The organism is Caproiciproducens sp. (assembly GCF_053840905.1).
The window spans coordinates 14,144-30,447 of the sequence record NZ_JBNLXQ010000016.1; the positions used below are offsets into that span (position 1 = coordinate 14,144).

The 16,304-nt window shown below is 53.7% G+C and carries 14 protein-coding genes; 12 read left to right on the forward strand and 2 right to left on the reverse strand.

Annotated features, from left to right (window positions below; translation table 11 throughout):
* Nucleotides 1-206 precede the first annotated feature (206 nt).
* From ACQGQ5_RS13975 to ACQGQ5_RS13990, 4 genes are all read left to right on the forward strand, one after another.
* Nucleotides 207-1,043 (forward strand): VanW family protein, encoded by an 837-nt coding sequence (locus ACQGQ5_RS13975; RefSeq protein WP_455737108.1) that lies wholly within the window; start codon nucleotides 207-209, stop codon nucleotides 1,041-1,043.
* 130 nt (nucleotides 1,044-1,173) lie between these two features.
* Nucleotides 1,174-2,346, forward strand: a complete 1,173-nt coding sequence (locus tag ACQGQ5_RS13980; protein ID WP_455737109.1) for an HAD family hydrolase — start codon at nucleotides 1,174-1,176, stop codon at nucleotides 2,344-2,346.
* A gap of 465 nt (nucleotides 2,347-2,811) precedes the next feature.
* Nucleotides 2,812-4,851, forward strand: coding sequence for a thioredoxin domain-containing protein (locus ACQGQ5_RS13985; RefSeq protein WP_455737110.1), 2,040 nt, complete (start codon nucleotides 2,812-2,814; stop codon nucleotides 4,849-4,851).
* 66 nt (nucleotides 4,852-4,917) lie between these two features.
* Nucleotides 4,918-5,361: an NUDIX hydrolase gene (locus tag ACQGQ5_RS13990; protein ID WP_455737111.1), complete on the forward strand. Its 444-nt coding sequence runs from the start codon at nucleotides 4,918-4,920 to the stop codon at nucleotides 5,359-5,361.
* Here ACQGQ5_RS13990 and ACQGQ5_RS13995 read toward each other — a convergent pair.
* Nucleotides 5,358-5,930 (reverse strand): hydrolase, encoded by a 573-nt coding sequence (locus tag ACQGQ5_RS13995; RefSeq protein WP_455737112.1) that lies wholly within the window; start codon nucleotides 5,928-5,930, stop codon nucleotides 5,358-5,360. The genes ACQGQ5_RS13990 and ACQGQ5_RS13995 overlap by 4 nt on opposite strands.
* A 352-nt stretch (nucleotides 5,931-6,282) precedes the next feature.
* On the opposite strand from ACQGQ5_RS13995, the gene ACQGQ5_RS14000 reads away from it, so the two are divergent.
* Complete coding sequence (locus ACQGQ5_RS14000) at nucleotides 6,283-7,038, forward strand: tRNA threonylcarbamoyladenosine dehydratase (protein WP_455737113.1); 756 nt, start codon at nucleotides 6,283-6,285, stop codon at nucleotides 7,036-7,038.
* Between the two features lie 23 nt (nucleotides 7,039-7,061).
* Here the strand turns inward: ACQGQ5_RS14000 and ACQGQ5_RS14005 are convergent, their stop codons facing one another.
* On the reverse strand, nucleotides 7,062-7,757 hold the full coding sequence (locus ACQGQ5_RS14005) for a response regulator transcription factor (protein ID WP_455737114.1): 696 nt from the start codon (nucleotides 7,755-7,757) through the stop codon (nucleotides 7,062-7,064).
* Nucleotides 7,758-7,924: 167 nt separating this feature from the next.
* On the opposite strand from ACQGQ5_RS14005, the gene ACQGQ5_RS14010 reads away from it, so the two are divergent.
* From ACQGQ5_RS14010 to ACQGQ5_RS14040, 7 genes are all read left to right on the forward strand, one after another.
* Nucleotides 7,925-9,772: an efflux RND transporter periplasmic adaptor subunit gene (locus ACQGQ5_RS14010; protein ID WP_455737115.1), complete on the forward strand. Its 1,848-nt coding sequence runs from the start codon at nucleotides 7,925-7,927 to the stop codon at nucleotides 9,770-9,772.
* Nucleotides 9,769-11,127, forward strand: coding sequence for an ABC transporter permease (locus tag ACQGQ5_RS14015; RefSeq protein ID WP_455737116.1), 1,359 nt, complete (start codon nucleotides 9,769-9,771; stop codon nucleotides 11,125-11,127). Before ACQGQ5_RS14010 ends, ACQGQ5_RS14015 begins: the two co-directional genes overlap by 4 nt.
* Before the next feature lie 14 nt (nucleotides 11,128-11,141).
* A complete protein-coding gene (locus ACQGQ5_RS14020) occupies nucleotides 11,142-11,828 on the forward strand; it encodes a hypothetical protein (RefSeq protein ID WP_455737117.1) in 687 nt (228 codons plus the stop codon).
* Nucleotides 11,829-11,845: 17 nt separating this feature from the next.
* On the forward strand, nucleotides 11,846-12,535 hold the full coding sequence (locus ACQGQ5_RS14025; RefSeq protein WP_455737118.1) for an ABC transporter ATP-binding protein: 690 nt from the start codon (nucleotides 11,846-11,848) through the stop codon (nucleotides 12,533-12,535).
* Nucleotides 12,536-12,555: 20 nt separating this feature from the next.
* Nucleotides 12,556-13,182 (forward strand): hypothetical protein, encoded by a 627-nt coding sequence (locus ACQGQ5_RS14030; protein ID WP_455737119.1) that lies wholly within the window; start codon nucleotides 12,556-12,558, stop codon nucleotides 13,180-13,182.
* A gap of 380 nt (nucleotides 13,183-13,562) precedes the next feature.
* A complete protein-coding gene (locus ACQGQ5_RS14035; protein WP_455737120.1) occupies nucleotides 13,563-15,161 on the forward strand; it encodes an ABC transporter substrate-binding protein in 1,599 nt (532 codons plus the stop codon).
* Between the two features lie 120 nt (nucleotides 15,162-15,281).
* Entirely contained in the window at nucleotides 15,282-16,298 is a 1,017-nt protein-coding gene (locus ACQGQ5_RS14040) for an ABC transporter permease (protein ID WP_455737121.1), read from the forward strand.
* Nucleotides 16,299-16,304 lie beyond the last annotated feature (6 nt).

Consider the following 16,304-nt stretch of genomic DNA (forward strand, 5'->3'; position numbering starts at 1 on the left):
TGATATTGCCTTTTCCGTTGGGGGGATGGAATTGTTTATTGTTTCTATTCGGTATTTGCAGTATAATATAGCCAAATTATGCCAGCTGGAAGCGCTTACGGCAACGGCGCGGAAGGCCGCTGATCGGCGGGTAAACGGGTAAAAGCGGAATGCTCCAAACCCATGGCTGCGGCGATTGGATCTCAGTTTATCAACAGGAGAATGGAATGATGGAGAGAAAGCGCAAACTTTTCTGTGAGATATCACCCTTTACATACAAATTATCTTTACTGAAGTGTCGGGTGATACGCCATGTTTTCAATTTGACCTGTCTTAAAAAATTCGCCACAACAAAAAGCAACGAGCGTTTACCCGTTTTGGTATATAGACATAAATCGTTGATTCGCCGGAAGCTGGGAAATGTAGATGTACAGTTACAAAACAATAAAGCGGCGAATTTAAATATTGCCGCACCCAAAGTGTCAAATGTTATGATACGCCCCGGAGAGTGCTTTTCGTTTTGGAAATTAGTAGGTTCCTGCACTGTGAAAAAGGGGTATAAAGAAGGGTTGACCATCAGTAACGGACAACTGGGGAAAGATATTGGCGGCGGTATGTGTCAATTTACAAATTTGATCCATTGGATGGTTCTGCATACCCCCATGCAGATTGTGGAACATCATCATCATGACGGATTGGATTTGTTCCCCGATTATGGCAGGCAGATTCCGTTTGGGGTTGGGACTTCGATTATGTACAACTATCTGGATTACCGTTTTATCAATCCAACCGAGTACGTCTTTCAGCTGATCGTTTATACGACGTCGGAATATTTGTGCGGGGAACTAAGGGCTGATCGGGAACTTCCGTATAAATATCATATTAAATTGACAGATGAATTTTTTTCCGAAGAAGCGGATGGGATATTTCGCAACAACTGTATTTACAGAGAATGTTATGATAAGAAAACAGGCGGGCTTATTACAAAAGAGCTCCTTAAAAGAAATCATGCAAAAGTGATGTATGATACGAGTAAACTCTCCGTAACGGAACGCACTGTGTAAATCTTCCGAAGTTCGGGATGCACTTCCAACTTTTTCTAAGACCGGCAGGGTATCCCTGAAAAGCAAAAACGACTTTCGCGGTTTGTTTAGGGCAGGCAGCCGGAAAAACTGCTTCAATGAGGTGTGAAATATGAGCCAAAAAGAGTTTAAACGGGAAAGCAAAGGACAAAAGCCTGTGCTGGCCATTTGCTACGATTTCGACAAAACCTTATCGCCGGATAATATGCAGGCGCAGGGTTATATTCAGTCGGTAAGATATGACGTAGGGGATTTTTGGACGGAATCCAACGAACTGGCCGAAAACAACGAGATGGATCAAAACCTGGCATATATGTACAAAATGGTTCAGACAGCGGAGGGGAATATCGTCTTTACCAAAAAGACGTTGGCCGATTACGGCGCGCGGGTCAATCTGTTTCCCGGTGTGGAAGATTGGTTCAAAAGAATCTGTGAATATGGGACTGCAAAGGGTGTTATTGTTGAACACTACATTATTTCCTCCGGGCTGAAAGAGATGATTGAGGGGACGTCTGTTGCCAGACAGGGCGTTTTCAAAAAAATATACGCAAGTTCATTTTACTATGATCCCCAAACCGGCGTTGCAAAATGGCCCGCGCAGGTCGTTAACTATACAAATAAAACACAGTTTTTGTTCCGGATTGAAAAAGGAGTCCTGGATATCAACGATCAAGGGGTCAATGATTCTTTTGCCCCTGAAGAAATGCGTGTACCGTTTCGCAATATTGTCTATATTGGCGACAGCGACACAGATATTCCCTGCATGAAGCTTGTAAATTCCTACGGCGGGCATTCCATTGGCGTTTATAATGCCGAGACGAATGATAAATCTAAAGTTTATAAAATGATGCACGACGGCAGGATAAAGTATTATGTACCGGCTGATTATTCGCAGGGAACGGAATTGGACAACTTGGTGAAGTCAATTATTGACCGTACAGCTGCCAATGAAATTTTGGAAGATATTTACTATCAATGTAAAAAGGAAAACCTTGAGGCCGATAAACAAAACAATGAAGAAGGCCGCAAAAAAACGGATTTATTCATTGCGCTGGAAAGCAGCAGAAGTTTTGCAACGACACATTCCACAATCAAAGAGCTTACTGGCTTTGACGATTGGACGTTAGACGAAAAGGAACTGTTATTTAACATTGCGGTTGAGAACAGCCAGGTGTTTTATGTCCTGGGGGATTTGGACGTAAAAATTTTCTATCAGAATCTGCTTAGGAATATTCCAAGACTTACGGAAAACGCAAGAAAAGTAAAGGACAAAATTGAAAAATAAAACGGATCTAACATCCTTCGTAAAACCTTCATAAGCATATCCGGCTGTTGTGCACTTCGCACAAGTGTGCTTAGAGTACTCTTCCGGCTTCCTGTAAGACTGCTTATATACACACCAAAAGGGAAATAATGATGACAAATGCCGAATTCAGGAGAAATACAATGATCTGTAAAATTGAAAAAGTCCCTGCGGAGGAATAAACTCCGATCCTCCGCAGCCCCGGAGCCGTTTTTGCCTGAACCCGGTTCGTGCTTTATCCTAATATGTGCAGCGTTTACAGCGTTCCCGGTTGATTCCGCAGCAAAGCTGACGTTCCTCCCCTGCCGAAGGTGGGGGAGGAACGTGTTTTGTTTCGTAAACTAAGATGGAGTTGCCGCAGAATGAATTTCAGGGAAAAAGAATAAATATGGCATTCTTTTTCTTTTTGGGATACACTAAACGAAACAGAAAAAAGAAGGTGATCAAATGCCTGATACTGAAAACAGGGTGCCCAATCGGCTGATCCATGAAAAATCTCCTTATCTGCTGCAGCACGCCTATAATCCGGTCGACTGGTACCCGTGGGGAAAAGAGGCTTTTGAAAAGGCGAAAACGGAGGACAGGCCGGTCTTCCTCTCCATCGGCTATTCGACCTGCCACTGGTGCCACGTGATGGAGCACGAAAGCTTCGAGGACGACGAGGTCGCACAGGAGCTGAACCGGAATTTTATCGCGATCAAAGTGGATAAGGAGGAGCGGCCGGACGTGGATGCGGTTTACATGACGGTCTGTCAGACGCTCACCGGCAGCGGCGGGTGGCCCCTGACCATTCTGATGACCCCGGACCAGCGCCCGTTTTACGCGGGAACGTATTTCCCGAAGCATTCCCGGTATTCCATGCCCGGGCTGATGGACCTGCTTGCTTCCGCCGCGCAGCAGTGGCGGGAAAACCGGAAGGAGCTTCTCGGCTCCGGCGAGCGCATTGCCATGGCGCTTCGGGGACAGACGGTGAAAAAAGCGGGCAGGCTCACAAAGGACCTTCTGGTTTCCGCCCGGTCATGGTTCCGGCAGACCTTTGACCGCCAGTACGGCGGGTTCGGCGCCAGCCCGAAATTCCCGTCTCCGCACAACTTGCTGTTTCTGCTTCAGTATGCTATGCTGGAAAAAGACGGGGACGCTCTTCAGATGGCGGAAAAAACCCTGCGGCAGATGTACCGCGGCGGGATTTTCGACCATGTGGGCTTCGGCTTTTCCCGTTATTCCACAGATGACAAATGGCTGGTCCCCCATTTTGAAAAAATGCTCTACGACAACGCCCTCCTGACCATCGCGTATCTGGAAGCGTTCCGGATCACTCAAAACGATTTCTATAGAGCGGTCTCCGTAAAGACAATGGAGTATATTCTGCGGGAAATGACCGACGAAAACGGCGGCTTTTACTGTGCGCAGGATGCCGACAGCGACGGTCAGGAGGGAAAATACTACGTTTTTACCCCGGATGAGATCGTTTCCCTTTTGGGCGAAAGCGACGGCCGGGCCTTTATCGAATATTTCGGAATGACGCCCGGGGGCAATTTTGAGGGAAAAAACATTCCGAACCTGATCGGAAACCCCGATGCCGAGCATCCGGACGAGGCGATCGAACGGCTGCTTCCAAAGGTGTATGAATACCGCCTGACGCGTACAAAGCTGCATAAGGACGATAAGATCCTGACCTCCTGGAACGCGCTGATGATCACGGCGTTTGCCGATGCCTATCGGATTCTGGGGGATGACCGTTATCTGGCCGCGGCGGGAAAGGCGATGCGCTTTCTCCAAAGCAGCCTGACCGACGAGCGGGGCGGCCTGCGGGTACGTTATCGCGGCGGGGAGGCCGCGGGCACGGGCGGGCTGGACGACTACGCGTTTACCGTGTGGGCTTTGCTGAGCCTTTACGACGCGACCTGCGACGTGGATTATCTTCAGCGGGCGGAGGAATGGAACCGGACCATGCTGGACCGGTTTTACGACGGGGAAAACGGCGGCTTCTATCTTTCCGCAAGCGACGCGGAACCGCTTATTTACCGTCCGAAGGAGACCTATGACGGGGCGATTCCGTCCGGCAACTCCGCGGCGTCCCTCTGCCTGGTAAAGCTGGCGGCTCTTACCGGAAATCCGGCTTTGCAGGAGGCCGCGGATCAGCAGCTCCGTTTCATGGCGGGCGCCGCGCAGGAGTTTCCGGCGGGGCACAGCTTTGCGCTGACGGCCATGACGGCCGCGCTGTACCCTTCCAGGGAAATCGTGTGCGTGGTAAAGGACAGCGCCGATTTTGAACGGGTCAGATCCCTGCTGAACAAAAAAAGAATGCCCAACACCACCGTGCTTATAAAGAGCGCGGAAAACGCGGAGCAGCTGGAGAAGCTTGCGGAATTTACGGCGGAATATCCGCTCGGGGATGGCCGGAGCGCTTATTATATCTGTCAGAACAATACCTGTTCGCCCCCGATTTATGATCTGGAAGAGCTGGAACAAAAACTGTCGCAATAAAAGACTCCGTGCGGAACCCGCTGGTTCCGCACGGAGCGATTTTTGATGAAAAGAGGAAAAGAACTTATGGTAAAAGTAGGATTTCATGATTTGGACTATGTGAAGAACGACAGCCTCAAATATGCCATCATTGCGGCGCGCATGGGAGAGAAATGGATTCTCTGCCGCCATAAAGAACGGACAACCTGGGAAATTCCGGGCGGCCACCGCGAGAATGGGGAAGATATCCACGACACCGCGAAACGGGAGCTGTATGAGGAGACGGGCGCGGTGGAATTTCAGATCAGGCCCGTCTGCATTTATTCGGTGGAAGGGGAGGACGACCTGATACATAATGCGAAGCCCACTTACGGCATGCTGTTTTACGCGCAGGTGGAATCCCTTTCCGATTTGCCCGCCGATATGGAAATGGCCGAAATCCAATTTTGCGCGGCGCTGCCGCAAAACCTTACCTATCCGCAGATTCAGCCCGTGCTGTGGCGGTGGGTCGTCAAAAACGAAAAGCTTTAAACGGTTTGCGCCGCGTCCTCGCAGGAACGCATCGCCAGAATGGTCTGTTCGATCAGGTAATCCAGCTCCCAGCCGAGCATCTCCGCGCCGCGCCCGATCACTTCCCGGGAGCAGCCCGCCGCAAAATTCAGACTCTTGTACTTCTTTTTGACCGATTTCAGTTCCAGGTCCTGTACGCTCTTCGAGGGGCGCATCAGCGCGACGGCACCGATCAGCCCGGTGAGCTCGTCGACGGCGTAAAGCACCTTTTCCATCGTGTGCTCCGGTTTGATATCCACAGTCAGCCGGTACCCGTGGCTTGCGGTCGCGCGGATGATATCCTCGCTGACTCCTTTTTCGCGCAGGATGGCCTGTCCGCGAATGCAGTGCTCGTCCGGGAAAAGCTCAAAATCCAGGTCGTGCAGGAGCCCGACGATGCCCCAGAAGTCCTGTTCCTCCTCAAAGCCGAGCAGTTTGGCAAAATATCTCATGGTCCCTTCCACAGTGAGGGCGTGTTTCAGATGAAACGGGTCCTTGTTGTACTCTGTAAGGAGGGCCCATGCCTGCTCCCGCGTAATATTCAAATCCATTTGCTACATCCTTTCCGCAATCAGCCCGCTTGCTTCCGGCGGCTCTTCTACCGGACGGGTTTTGCCGACATTTTATTATTTTGTCTTTTATCATACTGTCGCCCGGATAAAATGTCAATCTATTACCGCTTTGATAGGAAAAGACTTTTTATTTCAATAACCGATTGATAAAGGCCGGCTGGTACGGTATAATTTATTCCGTGAGATCTGCAGCAATTCCATTTCCGTTTGCGGGATAATACACGTTCCTCCCCCGCCAAAGGCGGGGGAGGAACGCAATTTTGCTGCGGAATCAATTGGAAATGCTGTAATGATAAAATTGATGATGACTCAATATACAGGTGGGAAAGAAATGTTAAATGAATTTTCGAGGACGGAGCTTTTGCTGGGGGCTCCCGCGATGAAAAAGCTGCAGGAAGCGGCGGTGGCGGTGTTCGGGATCGGCGGGGTCGGTTCCTACACGGCCGAAGCGCTCGCAAGAAGCGGAATCGGCGGCATCGCGCTGTTTGACGACGACAAGGTCTGCCTGACCAATATCAACCGCCAGCTGATCGCCACGCGCAAAACGGTCGGCAAGGCAAAGGTAGAGGTGATGCGCGACCGGATACTGGAAATCAATCCTTCCGCAAAGGTGGAGATTTTTCCTATGTTTTATACGGCGGAGAACGCCGATACCGTCGACCTGTCCCGATATTCCTATGTGGTGGACGCGATCGACACCATCTCCGCCAAGCTGATCCTGATTGAAAGGGCGAAGGCTGCCGGTGTTCCCGTCATCAGCTGCATGGGGGCGGGGAATAAGCTTGACCCCACAAAATTCGAGGTCGCCGATATCTATCAGACCTCCGTCTGTCCCCTTGCGAGGGTGATGCGCAATGAACTGCGTAAACGGAACATCCCTTCCCTGAAGGTGGTGTACTCCAGGGAGCCGCCGATGACGCCGATCGACGACGACGCCACCAGCTGTAAATATCACTGTATCTGCCCGCCGGGCACAAAGCGCAAATGCTCTATCCGCCGTCAGGTGCCGGGCAGCGTTTCCTTTGTCCCTTCCGTCGCGGGACTGATTCTGGCTGGGGAAGTCGTCAAGGATATCGTCCGGGAATAAAACAGAAAACAGCAGGAGCGGGATCAAAACCCCGCTCCTGCTGTTTTTTCGCCGATCATTAGCTGATAGCCGACGTTTTTGACGCAGTGGATCCGGATGCCGGAATGAATCCGTTTCAGCTTGTGGCGCAGATAGGTGATATGTACCTCGAGGCTGTTTTCCGCCGTGGAGTTTTCAAAGCCCCAGAATTTCGTCAATAAATTTTCCCTGCTGCTGATATTGTGTCCCTGTAAAAGAAAGAATTTCATCAGCTCGAATTCCTTGTTGGAAAGAGGGACGCTTTCTCCGGCGTCGGACAGCTCGTAGGTGCTCAGGTTCAGCTTCAATCCGCCGAAGGACAGGGTATCCGCAATCAGCTCCCCTTTCCTGCGGGAAACCGCGCAGAGCCTTGCGAGCAGCTCGGCTTCCGCAAACGGTCTTTCCATAAAGTCGTCGGCGCCCCCGTTCAGCCCGCGGACCTTGTCGCTGACGCCGCATTTCGGCGACAGCATCAGGATGGGGACACAGTGGCCGGCTTTCCGTATCTGCCTGAGCGCTTCCAGCCCGCTGCAGTCCGGCAGCGCGGCGTCCAGAATCACCGCGTCGTAGACGCCGCTCATCGCTTCATCGGCTCCGTTTTCCCCGCGGGAAACGGAAAAATATTCAAAACGGTTCCGGCTCAGCAGTCTGCCGATTTTATCCGCGGCTTTTTTATCATTCTCTATCAGCAGTATTTTCATCCGAATCCCTCCATTTGTCTTTTCTATATTATAGCAGAAGCGCGTTTTTCGCATGTGACGGCCTTGTGAAGATGCGCTTAAATTTATGTGAAGCGCCGAAAATTTAGGTTTCGGTTAAGATTAAATTCCTATAATTGGATGTAGAAAGCGAAAATTGGAGGTCAGTTATGAAAGAGAAAGCACTCAAAATAAAAAATAAAGGAATCCGTTTGGTTCAGAATCATAAAAAATGGTGTATCATCATCGCCTCGGGCGTCGTCCTGGGCGCTGCCGTTCTGACGACGGTTCTGCTGTATCTCCATCAGATCAAGACTTCGCAGAATACGGTCAATTACCGCGAGTATACCGTTGAAAAGGGCGACGTAACCGTGGGCACCAGCGAAAGCGGCACGGTTGCACTGGATGAGCAAGCCGTTTCGTTCCCGGTGGATGTCACCATCGACAGCGTGCTTGTGAAGGTGGGCTATTCGGTCAAGGACGGGGAGTCGCTGGTAAAGCTGGATCAGAACAGCGTGACCGACGGGACGCTGGATTCCCGCACGAAGCTGGCGGAGGCTAAGCTTTCCCTTGAGCAGGCTCTGGCCGATCAGGACAGCAAGCTCAAGACCGCGAAGCTCACTTATGAAAAAAGCAGGTCGGACGCCGCCAACGCGTACACGCAGGAATCTTTGGACAAGGCGCAGATTCAGAACGACATCGCTTCCGCCAAGGAGGATCTCAAGGAAAAGCAGGACGACCTTGCGAAATACCTTGCTTTGCAGAAAAGCTACCCCACGGATTACGCAAAGCTGAATCAGCTGAAAAAGTGGAGGGACGACACGGAAACGACAAAGAGCAGCTACGAGGATCAGCTGGAGCAGTATGAAAAGGACCACAAAGCGGCGCTGGACGGACTCAGCTCTCTGGAATCGGCGAAAAATTCCGCGTATTCCGCGTGGGTCCTGGCCAAAGCGCAGGACGACGGGGAAGACGAGGCGGAAACGGAATACGACGCGGCAAAGGACGCCTACAACGATTATGCCGACTACATAGCCTCTACGGTTTCCGCAAAAGAGGCGCTGGAAACGAAGGTGTCCCTGTACACGGCGGAATATGGAAACTATTCCTCGGCTTATGACGATTACAATGAAACCTTCCGGAGCAAGTACGGCTCCAGCTCCGGCAGCAGCGACGACAGCGATACGGCGGCTTCGTCGGATGAAATCGACTCCAAGGTGACCACGCTCCAGAATGAAGTGAAAACGGCCCAGTTTGCGCTGGAAAAAGCGCAGAAGTCCGCAGCCGGGAACATCGACGAAGCGGAACAGACGCTGCAGAGCAGCCTGATCGGCGGCTCCGGCGCCGAAGCGGCCTATGAGCTGACGGTCAACCAGCTCGCGCAGGCGGTTTCCACCCAGCAGGAGACGTACGACAGCCTGCAAAGAGAACTGGACGACGTCAACAGCGCGATTAACGGAGACGGTACGATTACCTCTCCCTGCGACGGAATCGTCGTTGCGGTCGGCTGCACCGACGGAAGCGACGTAAAAGCGGGGGAAGCCATGATCACGATTGCCAAAACCTCCTCCGTCAGCATGTCCGTTTCCCTGTCGGAAGAGGATGTCACCGACCTGTCGATCGGCCAGGACGCAGAAATCACGCTGACCTCGTATGAGGGCCAGACCTTCGCCGCAGCGGTGGAAAGCATCGCCGCTTCCCCCTCGCGCAGCGGGTCCGCTTCCGTTACCTATGCGGTCACGGCAAAGATGACCGACCCCAATACGAAGAAAGTGTTTGTGGGTATGAGCGGGGAGGTCGAGTTTATCAAAAAGCAGAAAAAGGATGTGCTGTATGTTTCCGATCAGGCCGTTACCTTTGAGGACGGCGTTTCCAGCGTGCTGGTGAAAAACGCGGACGGTACGACCAAAAAGACGACGGTCACCACCGGGTTTTCCAACGGGCAGTACGTTGAAATCGCAAGCGGCCTGCAGGAAGGGGAAACCGTTCTGGTCGAAAGCGCGGTGACAAAGTCATGAGATTCAGTGAAATCCTTCATCTGGTATGGATCAATATTCTGGAAAGTAAAACCAAGGTCATGCTGACCTCCCTCGGGATCATCGTCGGCGCCGCGACCATCGTGCTGGTCATTGCCATCGGGCACGGCGGAGAGGTGGACGTTCAGGAGCAGTTTAAAACCCTGAACGTCGGCGCCATCAACGTGACCGTCAGCACGCAGGCCGATATGGCCGACGCGATGGCCGGGATGATGCCCCCGGGGGATATGGGCGGCGGAGGCGGTTTCAGCGGCGGCGGCTTCAGCGGCGGGACCCGGGGGGGCTTCAGCGGCGGAAGCCGCACCGGCGGGAGCGGCGGCGGAATGTCGGGCGGCCAGACGGGCGGGGGAAGCGCCAGGCAAAAGGGAGTGACCCTGACCACGACGGACGTGGAGGATATCCTCTCCTATGTGCCGGACCTTTCGTCCGCGTCGATCGTCATCAGCGGAACGGGCGCGGTGCTGACGGATAATCTGGACGAGGAAACGGATGAGACGATCGTCGGCTGCCTGCCGGAGTACCAGGATATCAGCAACCTGGAGCTGCTGCAGGGCGATTTTATTACGCAGGACGACGAGGACGGCAAGAATAAAGTCGCCGTTATCGGCAACAGCCTGGCGAAAACGCTGTTCGGCAGCGCCTACGCCGCGTACGGCGACGTGCTGACGATCGAGGGGAAAAGCTACACGGTGGTCGGCGTGCTTTCGGGAATCGGAACGGTCTCGTCCGGCGTCAGCCCCGACGATTCCATTTATCTGCCCTATTCCACGGCGCAGAAATTCGTACTCGGCAGCACGGCGACCCCGTCCATTATGGCGATCGCTTCGGATGTGAAAGAGGTTTCCGACGCCATGGCAAATATTACGGCGGTGCTGACGGAAAATTATCCGAACGGCAGCTTTACCCTGACGGACGCGGGCAGTGAAATGGAAGCGGCGACCACTTCGGCGAACACGCTTTCCATGCTGCTGATCGCCGTCGCGATCATCGTATTTATTGTGGGCGGGATCGGCATTATGAACGTGCTGTTTGTGTCGGTCAGGGAGCGCACGCAGGAGATCGGCATTTTAAAGGCGTTAGGGTGCAGCAAGCGGGAAATCCTGCTGGAATTTCTGATGGAGGCAAACTTCATGAGCATCTTCGGCGGGGCGCTCGGCGTCATTGCCGGGTTTGCCCTTGTGCCGGCGGTGCGTATGGCCGGAATGACGGTGGAGCCGCTCGCCGTGAGCGGCGTCCTGGCGCTTGCGTTCGCGGTGGTGACCGGCACGGCGTTCGGCTTTTATCCCGCCTATAAGGCGGCCCAGCTCACGCCGATCGAAGCTTTGCAGCAGGAATAAAAGGAGGAGTCAACATGATAAAACGAAGAACGGTATGCGTCCTCATTGTTTTGCTGGTTGCGGTATCCGCCCTCAGCGGCTGCTCGTCGGGGAAGACCTCCCAGAGCGAGGGGGAGCGCACAACGTCCGGGCTGAGCCGTGAAAACCGGCAGGAAGGGACGCGTACGGGCACAAAAGGCAGCGGCGCAAAGGGCGATTCCTCGTCGCAGTCGCAGAATCAGATCATCGGGAAGGTGACTTCCATTGTCGGGAATGAAGTGGAGCTGGAGCTCGGAACGATGTCCGGGGAAAGCGGTTCGGGGGAATTCGTATCCTCCGGAGAAACGAAGACGCTGCTGATACCCGTGGGGCTTTCCCTGTCTGGTTCCGGTACGGGGGGTACGACGCAGGCCGGGGGAACGGCCGGGGAAGCTGAGGCGGGCGCCCAGCAGGGAGCCGCGTCCGCGGGGGGCGCTGCGGCCGGCCGGACCGGAACGGGAACGTCCGCCAGCCGGACCGGAACGGGAACGTTCGCCAGCCGGTCGGGTTCGGCCAAATCCGGCTCCACTACTAAGACAACGGCCGGTACCGCAGCGGCGGGGACGACCACGAAACGCACGAGCGGATTTTCCAGTATTACCGCGGGAATGATCCTGCGAATCTCGCAGAAGGAAGTCAACGGGACGCTGACGGTCGTCAAAGTGGCCGTTGTTTCAAAATAAACGAAGGGGCGCCGAAAATGGAAAATATCATTACCATGAATCAAATCCACAAATGCTACCAGGTCGGCGGCGATACCCTGGATGTGCTCAAGCAGATTTCACTCGATGTGGAGTCGGGCGAATACCTTGCGGTTCTGGGGCCCTCCGGCTCCGGGAAAAGCACGCTGATGAATATCATAGGCTGTATGGACAGCTTTCAGGACGGGGAATATTTTCTGACGGGACAGCCGGTCCATCAGATGAACGATTCGCAGCTGACGCATCTCAGAAATCAGCAGATCGGGTTTATCTTTCAGAAATATCACCTGATCCAGAAATACGACGTGCTGCAGAACACCATGCTTCCCCTGCTGATCCGCGGGGAAACCCGCAAAAAGGCGGAGGCTCTTTCCATGGAAAAGCTGGAGATGCTGGAAATGGACCAAAGGATCCACCACAAGCCGAACGAGCTTTCCGGCGGCCAGCAGCAGCGGGTCGCCATCGCCCGCGCGCTGGTCGGCAGGCCGAAGCTCCTTTTGGCGGATGAGCCGACGGGCGCGCTCGATTCCGCAACCGGCAGGGAGGTCCTGAAGCTGTTCAGCCAGCTCAATGAAATGGGAAACACCATCGTGATGATTACCCATGACCTGCACGTGGCGTCCCACGCGAAACGGGTCATCAATATTATCGACGGCGAGCTTTTTGAAAACGAGACGGCTACGGCCTGATGAGAAAGGAAGGAACTGCCATGATCAAGAAAATGAGGACCGCGGTGCTGGTTCCGGTCATCGCGCTGCTGCTCGCGAGCTTTTCCGCCGCCGCTTTTGCGGATTCGGCGCTGAACGACGAAAACTGCTCCGCGTCGGTCACACTGAATGAGATTTCGCTGGTGCAGAACACCAGCTATGTCAGCGAAGCGTATTTCGGGGTCATTTATCTGCGGGTCGACGACGACAGTATTATCAAGGCTTCGGCGGACTCACAGGGGCATGTGGTGATGACCGCCGTCGCCGCCGGCACAACCAAGGTGCGGTATTATTACAGGACTCTTGCGGAGAGCGACTGGACAAGCGCGGCGGTACCCGTCACCGTAACAGGCTCCTCCGCGGCCCCCGCCGTTTCCTCCTCGGGGCTTGTGTTTTCCCAGAGCAGTGTAAAAATCGCGAAATTCGGCGACTATACGCCGGACAATATTACGCTGAACGGAAATAAGGTGGAGGCTTCCTCGCTTTTGTGGGTGTCCTCTTCCGCCGGCGTGGCTGCCGTAGACGCGTCCACCGGCAAAATTACGGCCGTGGGCGGGGGTACCGCGGTCATTTACGCCATAGACCCCGCGACAAAAGCCGCGGCGGATATCAGCATTTCCGTCTATTGAGTTCGGCTGTAAAGACGGAAAATGCCGGGGGATTTGGGAAAATATGCCTCCTTTTCCGGCCGTGAAAAAATGATCGAAACAGGTCTGACAGGAATATTCCTTACCTCTTTGTGCAAATGTTCCATAGAAACCTGTAATTTTTAGAAACCATTGGCGTTATTCTGCAACTTTACTCTTGCAAACTTGCAAATAAAATGATAGAATAGGCTTGTTTAAGGCAAAGGCGCTTGACTGTTGGTGTTAGGCGCCTGTCTTTTTATCCCGTTGCTTTCCTCATTTACAGTGTTTTGGCTTAAAAGCATGACTGCGAAACCCCGTAAAAGCGCAACCCTGTTAAAGCAGAAAATTGGATAAAAGAATGATGAAGAGAGGTTTTAACGATGAAAAAGAGCAAAAGACTGCTGGCTGCCGTTCTTGCGGCGGTGATTGCCTGCGCCGGCCTGACGGCTTGCTCGGGCGGCGGTAAAAGCAGCACCGCGGCGGAAAGCGGCGCGGCGTCTGCGGCAGATACCAGCAAAAGCAGAGCACAGGACACCCTGATCTACGCGCAGGGCGCCGACCCCAGAGGTCTGGACCCGGCACTCGTGGATGACGGTGAATCCGCGAAGATCATGGTAAACATTTACGAGGGCCTTTTAAAGTACGACAAAGATTCCACAAAGGTTCTTCCTTCCCTTGCGGAAAGCTGGGATGTCAGCGACGATGGTCTTACATACACCTTCCATCTGAAAAAGGGCGTCAAATTCCAGGACGGCACCGATTTTAACGCGGAAGCCGTTAAATTCAACATTGACCGCCAGCTTGCCCCGAACGTAACGGAGGATATGGGCTACGCCGGATTCGTATTCGGCTCCGTCAAGGATGTTGAAGCCGTGGATGAAAACACGGTCAAAATCAACATGAAAGCCGCCTGCACACCGTTCCTCAACAACCTCGCCATGTGCCTGGGCGCGCCGATGGTCAGCCCCAAAGCGCTGAAGGACAACAATAATAATGTGAACGAGCATCCCTGCGGCACCGGCCCGTACAAATTCGTAAGCTGGACCAAGGGCCAGAACGTTGTTCTGACGCGCAACGACGAGTACTGGGGCGACAAAGCTCTGACAAAGAACGTGATCTTCAAGTTCATCAAAGACAACTCCGCAAGAGTGGTTGCCCTGAGCAACGGCGAAGCCGATATGATCGACGGAATCGACGCGACGGTCGTCAGCCAGATCGAAAGCGCGGGCAACAAGATTTACGAAGCGCCGGGCATGAACATCAACTATCTGGCTTACAATACCACCAAAGCGCCCTTCACCGACGCGAAGGTCCGCACGGCGGTTTCCCAGGCAATCAATGTTCCCGAGCTGGTCAAGAGCCTGTATCAGGGCTATGCGGATCCCGCCACTTCCGTCCTGCCTACCTTTATGGAGGGCTACGACGAAAGCGTCAAGCAGGTTGCGTTCGACCAGGCGGCCGCGAAATCCGCCCTCGCCGCGGCGGGCGTAAAGACGATCCACATGATTACCTACACCAACCCCAGACCGTACAACACCGCGAACGGCCAGGCGCTTGCGGAAGCCATCCAGGGCTACCTGCGCAATGCGGGCGTGGAAGCCACGATCGACGCTTATGACTGGACCACCTACAAAGAGAAGGTCAAGGCGGGCGATTACGATGTCTGCTTCTACGGCTGGACGGGCGACAACGGCGACCCGGATAACTTCATGAACCTGATGGCCGACAAAGACCCGACCATGAACGTTGCCCGCTATGACAACGCCGATTATAAGGCACTGATTGCGAAAGGCCTTGCCGCGAAAGCCGGCGACGAGCGCGACAAGATTTATACGGATCTTGAAAAGAAAGCCGCCGAAGAAGCCGTATGGCTCCCGATTTCCCACGGCAAGACTCTTTGCGGCTACAGAAGCAACGTAAAGGATTTCTACTACCACATGACCGGCGTCGTGTTCCTTTCCGGTGTTTCCAAGAGCTGAACTGGTGTTTGTAGACAAAACGCAGAATTCTGTTTGAAAGGATTCTATGAATTGCCGGAGGTTGTTCAATACGACTTCCGGCATCCTTGTTTGTTATGATACAACGAAAGGTTGTTGCAAATGTTCAAGTATATCGTCAAGCGCATATTGATGCTGATTCCCGTGCTGCTGGGAGTCTCGGTCATTGTGTTCTTAATCATGCGGGTTTTTTCACCGGACCCGGCCCCGATCGTTCTGGGGCAGCACGCTACGGTGGAAGCCGCCAACGCGTGGCGTGCGGCAAACGGTCTGGACGCCCCGCTCTATCTCCAGTTTTTTAACTTCATCAAGGGCGCCGTCACCGGCGACCTCGGAACGTCTTACTATACAAAAACGCCTGTTACACAGGAAATTTTCTCGCGCTTCCCGGCCACCATCGAGCTTGCGATTGCCGCTATTATTTTCGCGTCCCTTTTCGGCATCATCATCGGCGTTGTTTCCGCGGTGAAAAAGAATTCCTTCTTTGACCACGCGGGAATGGTGCTCGCGCTGATCGGTGTTTCCATGCCGATCTTCTGGCTGGGCATTCTGCTGATCATCCTGTTTGCGGGCGTGTGGCATATCCTGCCTTCTGGCGGCCGGATCGACCCGCTTCTGCAGCCTATGGCGGCGTCGGGCTTCTACCTGATCGACACGCTTGCTATCGGGGATACGGAGGCTTTTGTCGACGTGCTCCGGCATCTGATTCTGCCGGCGCTGGCGCTCGGTATGTACTCCATGGCGATTATCACCAGAATGACCCGTTCCAGCATGCTGGAAACGCTCAATCAGGATTACATCCGTACGGCGCGGGCGAAGGGCGTGTCCGAAAGGAAAGTGATTTCCCACCACGCGCTGCGCAACGCGATGATCCCCGTCACGACGGTCATCGGCCTTCAGCTCGGCTCCCTTCTGGGCGGCGCGGTTTTGACGGAAACCGTCTTTTCCTGGCCGGGCATCGGCAATTATACCGTGGAATGCATTCTGAAATCCGATTTTCCCGTCGTACAGGGAGTCGTGCTTCTGATCGCGTGCATCTTCGTGCTCATTAATCTTGTGGTAGACGTTGTTTACGCGTTTATCGACCCCCGCATCAAATTTTCCAGGAAAGAAGGTTAGCTTGTC